The organism is Belliella aquatica (genome assembly GCF_014637795.1).
GTDB lineage: Bacteria > Bacteroidota > Bacteroidia > Cytophagales > Cyclobacteriaceae > Belliella > Belliella aquatica.
This window is the reverse complement of the sequence record NZ_BMFD01000012.1, coordinates 29,879-44,598: the sequence shown is the minus strand read 5'-3', so window position 1 is coordinate 44,598 and position 14,720 is coordinate 29,879. Positions and strand designations below refer to the sequence as shown.

Sequence of the window (14,720 nt, the reverse complement as noted above, 5' to 3'; positions counted from 1 at the left end):
ATTTTAATGATCAACATCAATTTATTTTATTTGAATTGTGTTTTACGGTTGATTTACTTAGAAAATTTTATGTACATCCGATTTCTTACCAGTAGCCATTTATAATGTTGTATGAAATATATTACAATCAGCTATGGACAATTGATTGAGGGCTATAAAATTTTATCTCTCAATGAAAATAAACAAATACGGATTAAGGTCTCAGAGTTAATTCAATGGTAAAATATAAGCAGGATTTGAAAAATTTACTTTTTGTTTCAAATCGCCAATCATACCCGTTTTCTGATTTACATCAAAAATTACGATTTCATTAGATTCTTGATTTCCAACAACCAAGAAAGAGCCATCCTTACTAAAATTAAAATTTCTTGGGGTGATTCCTTGTGTTGGAACTCTTTGAACAAGGATTAATTTATCATTTAAATCTTTCTCGAAGACAGATATTTCATTTGCATCCCCACGATTTGAGGCATAAATGTATTTTCCATCGGGAGAGAATCTAACTTCGGCTGCACCAACTGTCCCTTGATATTGTGAAGGGGTCAAAGAAACCGTATTCAATAAGTTTATTTCTCCATTTTCATAAGAATAGACTCCAATTTCAGCAGTCAGTTCATGAATCAAAAATAACCTGTCACCTTTGTCATTGAAAATCAAATGTCTCGGCCCAGAACCAGGTTCAACCTCGAAATATGGTGTAGAGGCTGGCTGGAATGGTACAGCATAATCAGGGTTGAAATCATAGATATAAATCTTGTCTGTTCCGAGGTCCCCAACGATAAGGCGTGCTTCATTTGGTTGAAATACAGCACTATGTACGTGTGCTTTTTCTTGTCTTGATTGAATGATACTTTGTCCCTCGTGTGCTATAGTTTGTACATGGGTCAGGTCACCAGAATTAATTTTATATGTAGAGAAATTACCTCCGGAATAATTTCCTACTACTAAAAACTGCTCGCTCGGGTCAAGTGCCAAATAGCAGGGGTGGTCTCCATACGTATCGACCATGCTGATCAAAGTTAATTCTTTATCGACTTTGTTATACCCGAATGACTTGACTCTTCCTCCATTTACTCCTGATATCTCCTCAACGGTGTATAATAGATTTTGCTCTTTGTTCATTAATATGAAAGAAGGATTAGAAACACCTTCACTGATCACTTCTATATTGCTAGTGTTTGTGATCGGATCGTATTCTAAAAGGCCAATGCCCTCTTCTACTGAATTGGTATAGGCTCCTACTAAAAATTGATTTTTTGGTTCATAGATTTCTTCTGAAGGTTCTTCATCACAGGCAGTAAATACCAAAGTTCCAAAAAGGAGAACGAGATATCTTAGGAGATATTTTTTCATCATTTATGATTTTGGATTTTCATCTTCTGTAGGTGTTTGATCCTCACTTTTAAGTTTATGCGTTTTTGGGTCATATTGACCTTCAAGTTCATCAATTTTAGACTTATGCCACATTTTTACACCCGTAAAGTAAGAAGCTCTACCAATCATGTGTGCGCCTACAGGAGCAGTAAGTAACATAAAAACGATGATAGCTAAAACTCTAGCGGTGATGGATGGATCGTTAAAATAAAATGCTGCTGCGATTAAAATTAATCCAATGCCTAAAGTAGCCGCTTTGGTTGTTACGGAAATTCTAAGATATAAATCAGGCATTTTCACAACACCTATTGCAGCCAAAAGGATAAAGAGTGTACCAAGTGTACTCAGTGTAATTACGATTATATCAGTCATTTCTTTCTCTTTTTTCTAAATAATAAGCAAAAGCAACTGTCCCCAAGAAGGCTATCAACGCTAAAATCATCGCGATGTCCAAGAAGGTGGGTTGATTCGTATGAATACTGTAAACTGCGATTATACCAATACCCGTAGTCAAGAGTAAATCCAATGATACCACTCTATCAGAAAGTCTTGGACCCATTAGGAATCGAATGAATATAATCAAAACTGAAATGCTCAAAACGGGTAATATGATATAGTATAGATAGTCGTATGTGCTCATCTCAATATGTCTAGTAGTCTTTTTTCAAATCCATTTTTGATGTTTGCTATAAATTCAGCTTTGTCATTTACATACATTCCATGTACATAGAGGACTTTTTTGTCATCGGAAACATCAAGACTTAAGGTGCCAGGTGTGAGGGAAATTAAATTTGCTAGCAATGTGATTTCCAAATCGGTTTTAGCATCCAAAGGAATTTTTACAATTCCAGGTTTCATAAAATGCCTCGGAGTGACTACATCATAAGCCACTTCAATATTTGCTTTGATCAATTCGTAAAGAAAGAAAAATACAAAAGCGAATAATTTTGGAACTCTGTTGAAATATTTGTTTTCCCTTCTATTCGTAGCAGTGAGCCATAAAAGGAAGAAGCTAAGTACAAAACCAAACAGAAAATTTTCAAAACTGAAAGTTCCAGTAATAGCTATCCAAATGAGGGAAAGTAAAAGGTTACTTAAAAATCTGGTTTTGATCATGGCGTTTCAATTTGAGTTCCTAATACTGCTTCTATATAAACCGATGGATTCATCAATTCATAAGAAATTTGCTTACTTAAGATGATAATATGTTCCGCAGCAAGACCAATATACAAGGTGATAATTGTCAAAAAAACAATTGGAATAATCATTACCCACTGTTTAAATGGAACTAATTCACTGAAGTATTTTACATTGATTTTCTTTGGTAAATCAACCGATTCTTTCCAAAACACTTCCGACCAAAGTTTTGCGATAACCCAAAGGGTAAGAAAACTTCCCAATAAAATAAAGCCGATCAAAGTATATTGACCTTCTTGATATCCTCCTTGAATCAAGAATATCTTAGCCCAAAATCCTGAAAGCGGTGGTATTCCTACTAATGAAAACAACGAGATAGCTATCAGAAGTGCATATTTTGGGTATTTTTTATAAATCCCTCCAAGCTTTTCGATATTCAATGTTCCTTTTAGTTTAAAAATCAAACCGGAGATGAGGAATAAATTAGTCTTGACGACAATGTCGTGAATCAAGTAGAAGATGGCACCGAGAATGGCTAATTCTGTATAGATCCCTAATCCAGCAATCATAAATCCTATGTGACAAACAATGAGGTAAGAGAAAATCTTCCGCATATTGACTTGTAAAATAGCACCTAATCCACCTGATAGGATTGTTAAAGCTGCCATGACAATCAATAAATTACTCAAGAATTCGTCAGGAATAAAGATCAAGGTGAAGATTCGCAAGAGTGCATATACACCAACTTTGGTTAATAATCCGCCAAATATTGCTGAAATAGCTGGAGGAGGTGTGTGGTAAGATGCTGGTAACCAAAAATATAATGGGAAAATTGCTGATTTGATTCCGAATCCTACAAGAAAAAGAATAGCCACAACATTGACAAGTCCTCTGTTTTCTATTTGAGCGACTTGACCTGAGAGGTCTGCCATATTAAGACTTCCTGCCATTCCGTATAAAATTGCGATTGCAGTCAAGAAAATAGCAGAAGCAAGCAAATTCATCGTCACATACTTCATCGCACCTTCTATCTGAGCTTTTTCTCCACCAATCGTGATCAATACAAATGAAGCGATGATAATAATCTCAAACCAAACATAAAGGTTGAATATATCTCCTGTCAAAAAAGCACCGTGTAGCCCCATCAAAAGGAAGTTTAGGATCGGGAAAAAACCGAATTTCAATCTTGCATTTCGAATACTTCCTGTCGCGAAAATAGCTACTGCCATTCCAGAGATGGAAGTTAACAAGACCATCGTAGAACTAAAAATATCTGCCACGAAGGTAATCCCAAAAGGGGCTTTCCATTCTCCTGCTTGCATAGTTAGAATGCCATTGTTATAGACTTCTGAAAACAACCAAATGGCGATTCCAACAGATGTAAGACTACAAATGATGGTGATCAATCGTTGTGTATTGACTCGAAACCAGAAAAACAACAGAAGCACTGCTGTGAATAATTGGAAAAGGACAGGTAAAACTATATAGGGGTTATTCATAAATCTCGTCTGTAGTATTCAATTCGTCCAAATCATCAGTATCTGTGATTTTATAGGCCCTTTTGACAAGGATAATAGCAAATGATTGTAAGCCAAAGCTGATTACAATAGCTGTTAGGATCAATGCTTGGGGGACAGGATCAGCATATATTTCAGTAAACATTTTTTCTGCTGAATCGATAATAGGTGGTTTACCCTTGACAATTCTTCCCAAAAGAAAGATCAGCATGTTTGCACCATTGCCAAGTAGGATCAAGCCTAAAATTAATTTTACCATACTTCTCCTCAGCATCATGTAGATTCCTGCGGCATATAGCAAACCAATTAATATAACTAATAACAATTCCATATTAAATAGTCTCAGTTATGGTGAAAATAATAGTTAAAGTAACTCCAATGACAACCAAATAAACTCCCGTATCAAAAAATAATGCTGACCCTACCATTCCGATTACTGCAATAGGTTCGTCAAACCATAATCCGGTCATTAGGCTTTGTCCAATTAGCAGAGGTGCAGCTCCGCTCAAAAGTGCAATAGCTAATCCAATTGGCATCAAAAAACCTGGATGAAATTTGATGATGGTCTTTGTCTTTTCGAGTCCATTGGCAAACGAATGAATTATAAATGCAATAGATGCAATTAATCCCCCCACAAATCCGCCTCCTGGAAGATAGTGACCTCTCAGTAGGATAAATACAGAAAACAAAATCAACAAAGGTAAAAGATAGGTTGATGCTGTCTTGAAAATGATTGTTTTCATATTATTCTTTTTCTATGCTTTTTAACCTCAATTTCAATAAACTAAAAACTCCAATTGCCGCAATCACCAAAACAGTGATTTCGACAATGGTATCGAAACCTCTAAAATCTACTAGAATTACATTCACCACATTCTTCCCTTTGGCTAAGATGTAGGCATTTTCCGCATAATATTTTGAGGTTTCTCGATTCAGTGGCTCGGACAAAACTTCTAAGGTCAGCAAGGCGATCAAAGTACCAAAGAAAATTGAAAGAATACCATCTCTTATACGGACTCTTTTTTTAGAGAAAGATTTGTATTTGGGCAAGTTATAAATCACCAAAACAAATAGAATCACTGTCAAAGTATCTATAGAGAATTGGGTCATCGCTAGGTCAGGAGCTGAATAGAATAGGAAAATCAAACAGATTGCGTATCCTATAACTCCGAGCGATGCTACTGCTACCAATCTGGATTTTGAGAAAACAGTGAAGATGATAGAAGCTGCCATGATGATGACCACTATCGCTTCGTAAATCGTCACATCTGTGAGGGTTGCTGTATCAATATAAATATTCACTCCTTGATAAAGACGGAAAGCTAAAAGCAGGGTCAGAAAACCTAAGATGGTGATGACATAATTTCTTAAATAACCATTTTGAAAGAATCCTGTCCAAAGCTTTGCAAAATTGGAGAATAGATTCCCAAATTGTTCTGTCAGGGTTTTTGGTGAGAGAATCTCGAACTTAAAAGTCTTTCTAAGTAAATTATTAGAAGGTTTTAATTTCCAATAAAGTAAAACTCCCGTAGCCAAAGTTAGGGCACTAAGTCCAAGAACAAGGTTGAAACCATGCCAGAGTTTCAAGTGGATAATGGTATCATTATTAACTAGGCTTGTAAAAACTGGTTGAATGAGACTTTTTTCTATTAGCGATGGAAATATTCCAAAGACAAGACCTAATCCAGCCAAAATCAATGGTGGAACCCACATGGTAGGGTGGGGAAGATGTACTTTCTCGAATTGCTTTGGAAGTGGCCCTGCAAATGGCTTGTAACCAGCTAAAAGTCCTGCAAATAGTAAACAAATGTTGGTTACAATCGCTGCACCTGTCAATACATAAGCCCAATCACCAAAATGTAAAGTGGCTTCATAGATCAAGTCCTTTCCTACAAATCCAAAGAATGGTGGCGCTCCAGCATTGGAAAGTGCTGCTAAAAATGCAGCTACAGCTACAGGCATCATCACTTTTCGTAAACCTGACAGTACAGTCACATCACGAGAACCGGTTTCATGATCTACGATACCCGTTATTAAGAAAAGTGTAGCTTTATATAAAGCGTGAACTAAAATAAATACACCAGCTGCCAAGAGAGCCTCCTCTGTTCCTAAGCCAATCAGAAATACCAAAATCCCTAATGCAGATATGGTTGAGTAAGCTAAGATACCTTTCATATCTAATCTAAAAAGCGAATGAATTGCAGCGTAAACCATCGTGATTGCTCCAACGATAATCAATGTTGTATTCCATTCTGCCGTTCCTCCTAATACAGGAGTAAACCTTGCCAATAAATAGATACCTGCTTTTACCATCGTAGCAGAGTGCAGGTAGGTGCTTACTGGGGTTGGAGCCTTCATCGCACCGGGAAGCCAAAAATGGAAAGGAAACTGTGCAGATTTGGTAAATGCAGCGATGAATAAGAGGAAAATAATCCAATTGTAATTTGCTGATGCCTTGAGGAGCTCAGATTGGGAGAGTAATTCTTGGATGGAATAAGTTCCACCTACATAACCGAGTAAAATAACAGCAGCAAGAAGGAAAAGTCCACCTAATCCTGTGATGCTTAATGCTAACATGGCAGATTTTCTGGATTTAGGGTCTTCGTTGTTGAAGCCAATCAAGAAAAAAGAACTGATACTCGTCAATTCCCAAAAAATAAATAAAGTCATGATGTTATCAGAGAGCACCAAGCCAAGCATAGAAGCCATAAACATACTCAAATAGCCATAAAACCTATCTAAGTAAACATGGCCTTTCAGGTAACTGTATGTGTAGAAAAATACGAGTGTACCTATTCCCGTGATCAATAAAGTAAATAGCAATGATAAGCCATCTAGTCGAAAGGACAAATCAACTCCAAAGCTTGGAACCCAACTGTAAAAGAAATCAATAGGATTACCCTGACTAACTTGAGGTAGAAAGGTCAAGAAGTAGATGAATAAAGCTAATGGAAGAAATGGGATCAGAATTGAACCTTTTCCTTTTATAAATTTACTCATAAGAGGAATCATTGAAGCAACAATGAACCCTGAAAGAATAGCTAATATCATGCTTATAGGTGATTTCTTTTTCAGCGTTAAAAATCCTAAATTACGAAAAAAGGTGAAGGTATTTTTACCTTTCACATTAAAGAAGCCTTTTTTATAATTCTAGCTTGTTTAATAAAGTCTATATTTTTTAATAAAATCAACAATTAAATTAGTATTTAGATGTATAAATGGTATAAATTAATCCATTTTTATGAAAAAAACATAAAAATTGCTTAAATTCACGACTCTCAAACCTTAAACCTAAAAATGTTAAAGAATAATTATCAAACCGAAGTAGCCAAAAGATTCACTATTTATAACAGTCTATTTCTAGACTTACCATTTAGTGATATTAACCGCACAGGGACACTATTGCCAATATTAGCAAGTAAGTGTGAAGAAGGCTATCAAAAAGACAAAACTCCCAAAGAGATTATTAGAAACTTTTTTGATGAATTGATGGGAAGTCAATCTGAAGATGATCGTCACAATCTTCTTTTTAAAATGGTACAATATGTCGAAAGACAAGTTGTACTTTTTGATTCCATAGAGGATGCAGCTTTTGACAAGATCCACGACCTGAAAGGAAAAGGAAGTGTAGCAGCCTTGATCAATCGAGTGGAAAATGATAAGAAAAAAGAAGCTTTGATAGAGAAGCTCAATAATTTTTCTGTGAGACTGACACTCACAGCCCACCCTACACAATTCTATCCTGGCAATGTATTGGGAATCATTACTGATCTTGAAAATGCGATCAAGAACAACGATTTGGGTAACATCAATCTTCTCCTACAGCAGCTAGGGAAAACTGGTTTTATAAATAAGGATAAGCCAACTCCTCTTGATGAAGCGGTCAGTTTAATTTGGTTTTTGACAAACGTTTTTTATAAAAGTATTCCAGATATCCTCACGAGATTATTGAATAGACTTGAAATCCCACTCCACGAGTGGGATAATCCAGGATTGTTAAAAGTTGGATTCTGGCCTGGTGGGGACCGTGATGGTAATCCATTTGTCACGCATGACATCACAGTAAAAGTTGCAGAAAGACTCCAAAAATGGATTCTTAGATGCTACTACAGAGATATTAGGTTGATTAGAAGGAGGTTGACTTTCAAACATGTAGAGCCAATTATGGTCAAAGTTGAAAATGGACTTTTTAACTCCTTATTTGAAGATCAAGGTGTCTACAGAACAAAAGCAGATCTTCTCAATGATTTATTGGAAGCGAGAAGTGCGCTTATTGAACATCATGAGGGTTTGTTTTTGGATCAATTGGATGAGTTTATTCTTAAAGTGAAAATCTTTGGTTTCCACTTTGCCAATATGGATGTGCGTCAAGATAGCAGAAAGCATGATGCTCTATGGGATGAAATCATTGAATTGGAACTTGGGAAAAAGGAGCTAGATGGCTACCACAAGTTGAGTGAAGAAGAGAAAATTAGCTATCTATTTGATTTTGATAAGCTTCCGAAAGTAGATAGAATCAAAGATGACTTTCATAAGGAAATGCTTAAAAGTTTTGATGCTATTCAAACTGTGCAAAAGGAAAATGGTGAAGATGGTCTGCATCGTTATATCATTTCTAATTGTCAATCAGCGCTTCATGTTTTAGAAGTATTTAAACTTGCAAAACTCAGCATACCCCATAAGGAAGGAGAGCTTCCACTAGATATTGTACCACTTTTTGAGACAATAGATGATTTGGCCCAAGCTCCAAAAATTATGGAGGAGCTCTACAAAAATAAAGCTTATGCCAAACACCTGAAATTCAGAAAGCAAAAGCAATCGATTATGCTTGGATTCTCCGATGGAACAAAGGATGGAGGATACATCCGAGCAAATTGGTCTATTTTACTCGCTAAAGAAGAATTGACAAAAATCTCGAGGCTTTATGAGATTGGAGTCATTTTCTTTGACGGGAGAGGAGGACCACCTGCAAGAGGTGGAGGAAACATGCATAATTTTTATGCTTCCCTTGGCCCTCAAGTTGAAAATGAAGAAATACAAATTACCATTCAAGGACAGACGATTTCCTCGAATTATGGCAAGCAGGTTTCTTGTACGTATAACTTAGAGCAATTACTCTGTGCAGGGATTGAAAACGAACTTTATCCTTCCTCAGAAAAAACACTTTCTGAAGATCAGCGCGTCTTGATCAATAAAATGGCTGATGTTTCTTATCAGTTTTACAAGGATTTCAAAAATCATCCACAGTTTCTTCCATACTTGGAGCATGTGACTCCGCTTAAGTATTTTGGTCAAGTCAATATTGGTTCTAGGCCTTTGAAAAGAGGTAAGGATGCAGGGTTGAAGTTTGATGATTTGCGGGCAATCCCATTTGTAGGTTCTTGGGCTCAGATGAAGCAAAATATCCCTGGATTCTTTGGCGTAGGTGCTGCATTAGAAGCCTTGAAAAAAGAAGGTAAATTTGATCATGCTCAAGCACTTTATAGTGACTCACTCTTCTTTAGATCTTTGCTTGGGAATAGTATGCAGTCCTTAGCAAAATCCTTTTATAAATCTACGGCTTATCTGAAAGACAATCCTCAATATGCTGATTTATGGAAATTGATGTTTGAAGAGTACGAACGAACTTTGAGGTTGATTTTGGAAGTATCTGGTATGGATTCTCTGCTTCAAGACAATCCAACTTCTAAAGAATCTATCGCAATTAGAGAGAAAATCGTTCTTCCGCTGATTACCATTCAGCAATATGCGATACAATCTATGCTCGATTCAGGAAAAGAAGATCCTGTGTTGCAGAAATTGATACTCCGGACAATGTTTGGAATTATCAATGCTGCTAGAAATGCAGCCTAATTTAAAAATCCCGGCCTTTGGTCGGGATTTTCTTTTTGAATAGAAATATTGTGTAAATTTCATTTTTAAATCAAATCTTCTGTCATGTTCATTGCATTAAAGAAAATAAAAAATTATTGGGTATCCGATGCAAGTTTTGTGACACTACTCGTCATTTTAGTTTTTACGGTATTTATCATGCCGATTTTCATTGATGTAGAATCTGACAATGTATTATTCTTAAATGTCATATTTTTAGCATTGTTTTTCGTGGGGATTTTCTCCTCAGGAGACAGGACTTTTATCATTATTACAAGCATCTTATTCCTACTTCATTTAGTTCTAAAAATCATTAGGTTAAGTGATTTACCTCTAGATTTTTACTTAATGGAAAGAGTGGTTGGAATACTGAATTTGATAGTCTTCATAGTAATCAATGTTCGTCTTTTGTTTAGGGATGATCAGATTGATGTTTATAGGGTTATTGGAGCAATCAATGTATATCTACTTTTAGCGTTATTTGGAAGTTTTGGATTTGAAATTATTTACTTCTTGACAGGGTCTACCATTGGAGGTGAGGTAGAGTTGTATGGAGATGATCGAGACTATGTTTCCTATATTTATTATAGTTTAGTAAGCATTACAACAGTTGGTTATGGAGATATTTTTCCACTAAATGTACCAACCAAAATGCTTTCAGTTTTCTTGTCAGCAATTGGGATTCTATATCCAGCAGTTATCATCGCAAAACTTGTAGCAGCCGCAAGTAATATTAAGCATCAAGATTAATCTCGGTACTCCTCTTACCAGATTATTTGACCTTTGAAAAATTTCATTACGGGATATGAATTGAGTTTTCTATTTTAGTAAAAATAAATCCAAAAATTATGATCAAAAAATATTTACTAAGTGCTTCATTGTTTCTTTTGAGCTTGACGTATGTTTCGGCACAAGAAACGAGACAAATAGCTGTTGAATCTTCCAAAGTAACAAACAACGAAGTAACTATCAATGGCAAAAGGGTGCCGTACAAAGCGACTGCTGGTACGAAGCCTGTTTGGAACGAAGATGGGAAACCAATTGCTTCTTTGTTTTACACGTATTACGAAAGATCTGATGTTTCTGATCGCGCTTCGAGGCCTTTGGTAGTTTCGTTTAACGGTGGCCCTGGGTCTGCATCAATTTGGATGCATTTGGCCTACACTGGACCTTACAAATTGAATATTGATGACGAAGGTTACCCACTTCAGCCATATGGTTACAGTAAAAACCCACATTCTATTTTGGATGTCGCTGATATTGTTTTCGTAGATCCAGTTAATACTGGGTATTCTAGGATTGTTGATAAAGAAACACCTCGATCAACATTTTTCGGGATAAATGCTGATATCAAATACTTGGCTGACTGGGTGAATACCTTTGTAACCAGACAAAACAGATGGGCTTCTCCAAAATACTTGATAGGAGAAAGTTACGGAACCACAAGAGTTGCTGGTTTGGTTTCTCAACTTCAAAATGCGCATTGGATGTATTTCAATGGTGTGATATTAGTATCTCCAACTCCAATGGGACTAGAGAGAAACGGACCAGTTTCAGATGCTAATTACCTTCCTTATTACGCTGCTACAGCATGGTATCACAAAGTGCTCCCCGCAGACCTTCAAGCCAAAGACTTAGATGAAATTCTTCCTGAAGTGGAGGCTTACACACTCGATGTTTTATTGCCAGCTATGGCAAAAGGTGGTTCTTTAGATCCAAAAGCTCGAATTGAAATTGCAAAAAAGATGGCTTACTACTCAGGATTGAGTGAAAAAGTTATTTTAGAACATAATTTGGCTGTTCCAACAGGTTTTTTCTGGAAGGAATTGTTGAGAGATCAGGGAATGACCATTGGTAGGTTGGATAGTAGGTATAGAGGAATTGACAAAAGTGATGCAGGAGAGCGCTATGATTTTGATCCAGCCTTGACGTCTTGGAATCATGCTTTTGCACCAGCTTTCAATCTTTATGCAAGAAATGTCTTGGAGTATGAAACTGATCTGACATACAATCTCTTTGGTCCGGTAAATCCTTGGGATAGAAGTAATGAAAATACTGGTGAACAACTTGCCAACGCCATGCGTCAAAACCCATATCTCCATGTGATGACACAATCCGGTTATTTTGATGGTGGCACAGATTACTTCAATGCCAAATACAATATGTGGCAAATGGATCAAAATGGAAAATTGAAGGATAGACTCTCTTTCAAGGCCTACAGAAGTGGTCACATGATGTATCTGAGAGCAGAAGATTTGAAGACATCCAATGATGACATTCGAGAGTTTATCAAAAATAGCCTTCCAGGAAAGGGTGTTCCAGCAAAAAATTGAAAATAATAAGTTCAAATAGATTAATTGTAAAAGCCGAAAGTCAGGATGACTTTCGGCTTTTACATTGAAGCAATTACCTAACTTTTCTTATAAATAGGAGCCTGTGTAGATTAGATTTATCTACTGATTAACCATTAACTCTTACTCACAATTGCAAATCTTTAACTTTTCTTGCTATCACTTTTTTGGATAATCATATCCGCTAAATACGCTTTTGAAAACTCTTCAAAACTTTTAATGGGTTGGGGAAAACCCGCCATTTTCCCCAGAAGCTCGAAAACTCCTTCTTTTTTCATTCCTGATTTTCTAAGAAATTGGATGGAGGCATCTCCAGTGGTTTTTGACAATTTTTGATTTTTCTTCCCAAATATCAGATCATGATGATGGAAAGTGATTTGATTTAACCCATTTTTATCCAATTGAGACGCGAGGAAAGTTTGAGCAATTGAAGATCCAAAAAGATCATTGCCTCTCACAATTAGATCAACACCATAGTGAATATCATCTGAGATTGATTGTAATTGATAGGCAGGTATCCCATCTTTCTTTTTGATGACAAAATCTCTTAAAATCCCAAGGATTTCACTTTCTTGAATTCCTTCAAGAGTTTGGATTTTTATTTTTTGATTTACAGGAGTATTGATTCTTAGAGTTGATCCTGATGTATTCATTGGTAGATTCCTTTTTTTGCAAAAGCCTGTATAAAATCCTTTAGGATGCATTTTTTCAATTTTATTTCTGCTGCAATCGCAAGCGAAAATAGCTTTTCTCTTAATTAATTCTTCGATGTGCTTTTGGTATAAGGTTATTCGTTTCAAACAAGAAAAATTTTGTTCAAAATCTTTCAGATTTTTTGGGCCTAAATCATAGCTGAGTCCCATAAAATCTAGCGAATCGAAAATGTCTTGCGTGTATTTTTTCTTGACTCTTTCTTGATCCAAATCATCGATTCTGAGGAGGATTTTTGCTCCGTGTTTTTCAGCCAAAACTTTCGTAATCAAAAAAGAATAGATATTTCCAAGATGTAAAAAACCACTTGGTGTAGGGGCGAATCTGGTTAATTTGAATTTATCCATTGCTGTATATAGGTGTTTTTATAAAATGCTTTTAAGATTGAAAATTCAAATTAGTGATTTATAAGCTTAATGTTTTTTAACACGACAAATTTTTAGTGAAAGACAATTCACTTTACCTTCGTACGGTGAGAATTATAGTACTTTTATTTACGATCTGTTTTACGCTGCAATTTAGCATACAGGCCCAGACAATTACCGGAAATGTGATTGATGGCTTTGATAAAGGCTACTTGGAGGACGTCTGGGTTGTGAATTTGACGAACATGGATAGCAGTTTGACAAATTCAAGAGGGTATTTTAGACTTCAGGGAAGCAGAGGTGATTCCATACATTTTTCAAAACAATATTATATTCCAAACAAAGTGATCGTTGGTGAGGACAGACATTTTGTAGCTGAGATATATTTAAATGCGCGAACACTCCCTCAGTTTAGCGTTTACGGAAATGAATATAAAGTTCCCTATTTGGTTGGTGGTACTGCAAGTCCAACTGGAATGCGTGGATTCTCTGATAGAAAAGCAGGACCAGGGAAAATGTACATGGGTATGTCTGATAATCCTGGTTTAGTTCCTGCGATGACTATTGATGGTCCGATTTCTTATTTTATGAAAAGCGAAAGAAATAAGCGGGAATACGCCAGAAAACTGGCCATAATAGCTCGGAAAAAAGATTATTTAGAATTGATTCAATCAGATTCAGTGATGACAGCGCTTAAGTCTGAATACAACCTTTCCAATCAGGATTTAGATGATTTGATTATTGAATTTAACCTGCACAACAAAGACCATCAGTTTCTTGATATGAGTTGGAAGATGGTGGAACAGCGACTGATCGAGTTTTTTGATTGGAGAACAGGTAGACGCAGAGAGTAGATTCTGATTTTCCTCCAAGTCGTACGCCCATCTATTTCTTTTTGAAAGACCAAGTAACATAAAATCTTGCGACCATTTCTCCATCTTTAGTCAATCCTGTCGAAATCATCGTGAGTTTGTTGCTTTCACCAAGTTGAAGTTGGTTGATTATTGACTCCAATTCTTTTCCTTGATTGCAACTGAAGGTGATCAATTGATCTGCTTTTTTAAAGTATTCTGCTCTAAAATCAACCACCAGCATACTGAATTTGCCTTTTCCAGCCATAGAAAGTTGACATAATGCACCAGTGGACAATTCAGCTGCTCCGGCAAGTGCCGCGAAATAGATAGAATTGAAAGGGTTTTGACTTCTCCAGAAATAAGGAATAGACACTTCGCAAGCTTCTGCATCAAGTTTTTTGATTTTCAATCGCCAAAAAATGGCAGAGGGTAATTTGAACAACATCGCCCACCAAAAAATGAAAGGATTAGTCATTTTACCTAAGTAACTTTTTGCTTCTGGGGTCATATTGATTGGATTAAGTATTTAATGTTCCAAAT

General features: G+C 36.2%; 14 protein-coding genes. 4 read left to right on the top strand and 10 right to left on the bottom strand.

Annotation, left to right across the window (positions count from 1 at the left end):
• Positions 1–207 precede the first annotated feature (207 nt).
• The 8 genes from IEV57_RS14690 to IEV57_RS14655 are packed head-to-tail and all read right to left on the bottom strand — an operon-like array spanning position 208 to position 7,079.
• Positions 208–1,356: a lactonase family protein gene (locus IEV57_RS14690; protein ID WP_229744526.1), complete on the bottom strand. Its 1,149-nt coding sequence runs from the start codon at positions 1,354–1,356 to the stop codon at positions 208–210.
• A complete protein-coding gene (gene mnhG, locus IEV57_RS14685; protein WP_188443802.1) occupies positions 1,357–1,746 on the bottom strand; it encodes a monovalent cation/H(+) antiporter subunit G in 390 nt (129 codons plus the stop codon). It abuts the gene before it with no gap.
• Positions 1,739–2,014, bottom strand: a complete 276-nt coding sequence (locus IEV57_RS14680) for a cation:proton antiporter (protein WP_188443801.1) — start codon at positions 2,012–2,014, stop codon at positions 1,739–1,741. Before IEV57_RS14680 ends, mnhG begins: the two co-directional genes overlap by 8 nt.
• Positions 2,011–2,490 (bottom strand): Na+/H+ antiporter subunit E, encoded by a 480-nt coding sequence (locus IEV57_RS14675; RefSeq protein ID WP_188443800.1) that lies wholly within the window; start codon positions 2,488–2,490, stop codon positions 2,011–2,013. Before IEV57_RS14675 ends, IEV57_RS14680 begins: the two co-directional genes overlap by 4 nt.
• A complete protein-coding gene (locus IEV57_RS14670; RefSeq protein WP_188443799.1) occupies positions 2,487–4,010 on the bottom strand; it encodes a proton-conducting transporter transmembrane domain-containing protein in 1,524 nt (507 codons plus the stop codon). The genes IEV57_RS14675 and IEV57_RS14670 overlap by 4 nt, the downstream gene beginning before the upstream one ends.
• Positions 4,003–4,359 (bottom strand): Na+/H+ antiporter subunit C, encoded by a 357-nt coding sequence (locus tag IEV57_RS14665; protein ID WP_188443798.1) that lies wholly within the window; start codon positions 4,357–4,359, stop codon positions 4,003–4,005. Before IEV57_RS14665 ends, IEV57_RS14670 begins: the two co-directional genes overlap by 8 nt.
• 1 nt (position 4,360) lies before the next feature.
• Entirely contained in the window at positions 4,361–4,771 is a 411-nt protein-coding gene (locus tag IEV57_RS14660; protein WP_188443797.1) for a Na+/H+ antiporter subunit B, read from the bottom strand.
• A gap of 1 nt (position 4,772) precedes the next feature.
• Positions 4,773–7,079, bottom strand: a complete 2,307-nt coding sequence (locus IEV57_RS14655; RefSeq protein WP_188443796.1) for a putative monovalent cation/H+ antiporter subunit A — start codon at positions 7,077–7,079, stop codon at positions 4,773–4,775.
• A gap of 246 nt (positions 7,080–7,325) precedes the next feature.
• Between IEV57_RS14655 and IEV57_RS14650 the strand changes: the two genes are divergently transcribed.
• The 3 genes from IEV57_RS14650 to IEV57_RS14640 all read left to right on the top strand — a co-directional run bounded on the left by IEV57_RS14650 (position 7,326) and on the right by IEV57_RS14640 (position 12,232).
• A complete protein-coding gene (locus IEV57_RS14650; RefSeq protein WP_188443795.1) occupies positions 7,326–9,881 on the top strand; it encodes a phosphoenolpyruvate carboxylase in 2,556 nt (851 codons plus the stop codon).
• An 84-nt stretch (positions 9,882–9,965) separates the two neighbouring features.
• Positions 9,966–10,649, top strand: a complete 684-nt coding sequence (locus IEV57_RS14645) for a potassium channel family protein (RefSeq protein ID WP_188443794.1) — start codon at positions 9,966–9,968, stop codon at positions 10,647–10,649.
• Between the two features lie 98 nt (positions 10,650–10,747).
• Positions 10,748–12,232 (top strand): S10 family peptidase, encoded by a 1,485-nt coding sequence (locus tag IEV57_RS14640; RefSeq protein WP_188443793.1) that lies wholly within the window; start codon positions 10,748–10,750, stop codon positions 12,230–12,232.
• A 161-nt stretch (positions 12,233–12,393) separates the two neighbouring features.
• Here IEV57_RS14640 and IEV57_RS14635 read toward each other — a convergent pair whose 3' ends face one another.
• On the bottom strand, positions 12,394–13,308 hold the full coding sequence (locus tag IEV57_RS14635; RefSeq protein ID WP_188443792.1) for a glutamate--tRNA ligase family protein: 915 nt from the start codon (positions 13,306–13,308) through the stop codon (positions 12,394–12,396).
• Between the two features lie 95 nt (positions 13,309–13,403).
• Here IEV57_RS14635 and IEV57_RS14630 point away from each other — a divergent pair, with 95 nt between their 5' ends.
• Positions 13,404–14,180, top strand: coding sequence for a hypothetical protein (locus tag IEV57_RS14630; protein ID WP_229744520.1), 777 nt, complete (start codon positions 13,404–13,406; stop codon positions 14,178–14,180).
• A gap of 31 nt (positions 14,181–14,211) precedes the next feature.
• On the opposite strand, the gene IEV57_RS14625 is transcribed toward IEV57_RS14630, so the two are convergent.
• Complete coding sequence (locus IEV57_RS14625) at positions 14,212–14,688, bottom strand: DUF4442 domain-containing protein (protein ID WP_188443791.1); 477 nt, start codon at positions 14,686–14,688, stop codon at positions 14,212–14,214.
• Between the last annotated feature and the right edge of the window lie 32 nt (positions 14,689–14,720).

Bases quoted from the DNA above. Each gene is read 5' to 3' on its own strand.
- IEV57_RS14690 (WP_229744526.1), bottom strand. From the start codon at position 1,356: ATGATGAAAAAATATCTCCTAAGATATCTCGTTCTCCTTTTTGGAACT.
- mnhG (WP_188443802.1), bottom strand. From the start codon at position 1,746: ATGACTGATATAATCGTAATTACACTGAGTACACTTGGTACACTCTTT.
- IEV57_RS14680 (WP_188443801.1), bottom strand. From the start codon at position 2,014: ATGAGCACATACGACTATCTATACTATATCATATTACCCGTTTTGAGC.
- IEV57_RS14675 (WP_188443800.1), bottom strand. From the start codon at position 2,490: ATGATCAAAACCAGATTTTTAAGTAACCTTTTACTTTCCCTCATTTGG.
- IEV57_RS14670 (WP_188443799.1), bottom strand. From the start codon at position 4,010: ATGAATAACCCCTATATAGTTTTACCTGTCCTTTTCCAATTATTCACA.
- IEV57_RS14665 (WP_188443798.1), bottom strand. From the start codon at position 4,359: ATGGAATTGTTATTAGTTATATTAATTGGTTTGCTATATGCCGCAGGA.
- IEV57_RS14660 (WP_188443797.1), bottom strand. From the start codon at position 4,771: ATGAAAACAATCATTTTCAAGACAGCATCAACCTATCTTTTACCTTTG.
- IEV57_RS14655 (WP_188443796.1), bottom strand. From the start codon at position 7,079: ATGATATTAGCTATTCTTTCAGGGTTCATTGTTGCTTCAATGATTCCT.
- IEV57_RS14650 (WP_188443795.1), top strand. From the start codon at position 7,326: ATGTTAAAGAATAATTATCAAACCGAAGTAGCCAAAAGATTCACTATT.
- IEV57_RS14645 (WP_188443794.1), top strand. From the start codon at position 9,966: ATGTTCATTGCATTAAAGAAAATAAAAAATTATTGGGTATCCGATGCA.
- IEV57_RS14640 (WP_188443793.1), top strand. From the start codon at position 10,748: ATGATCAAAAAATATTTACTAAGTGCTTCATTGTTTCTTTTGAGCTTG.
- IEV57_RS14635 (WP_188443792.1), bottom strand. From the start codon at position 13,308: ATGGATAAATTCAAATTAACCAGATTCGCCCCTACACCAAGTGGTTTT.
- IEV57_RS14625 (WP_188443791.1), bottom strand. From the start codon at position 14,688: ATGACCCCAGAAGCAAAAAGTTACTTAGGTAAAATGACTAATCCTTTC.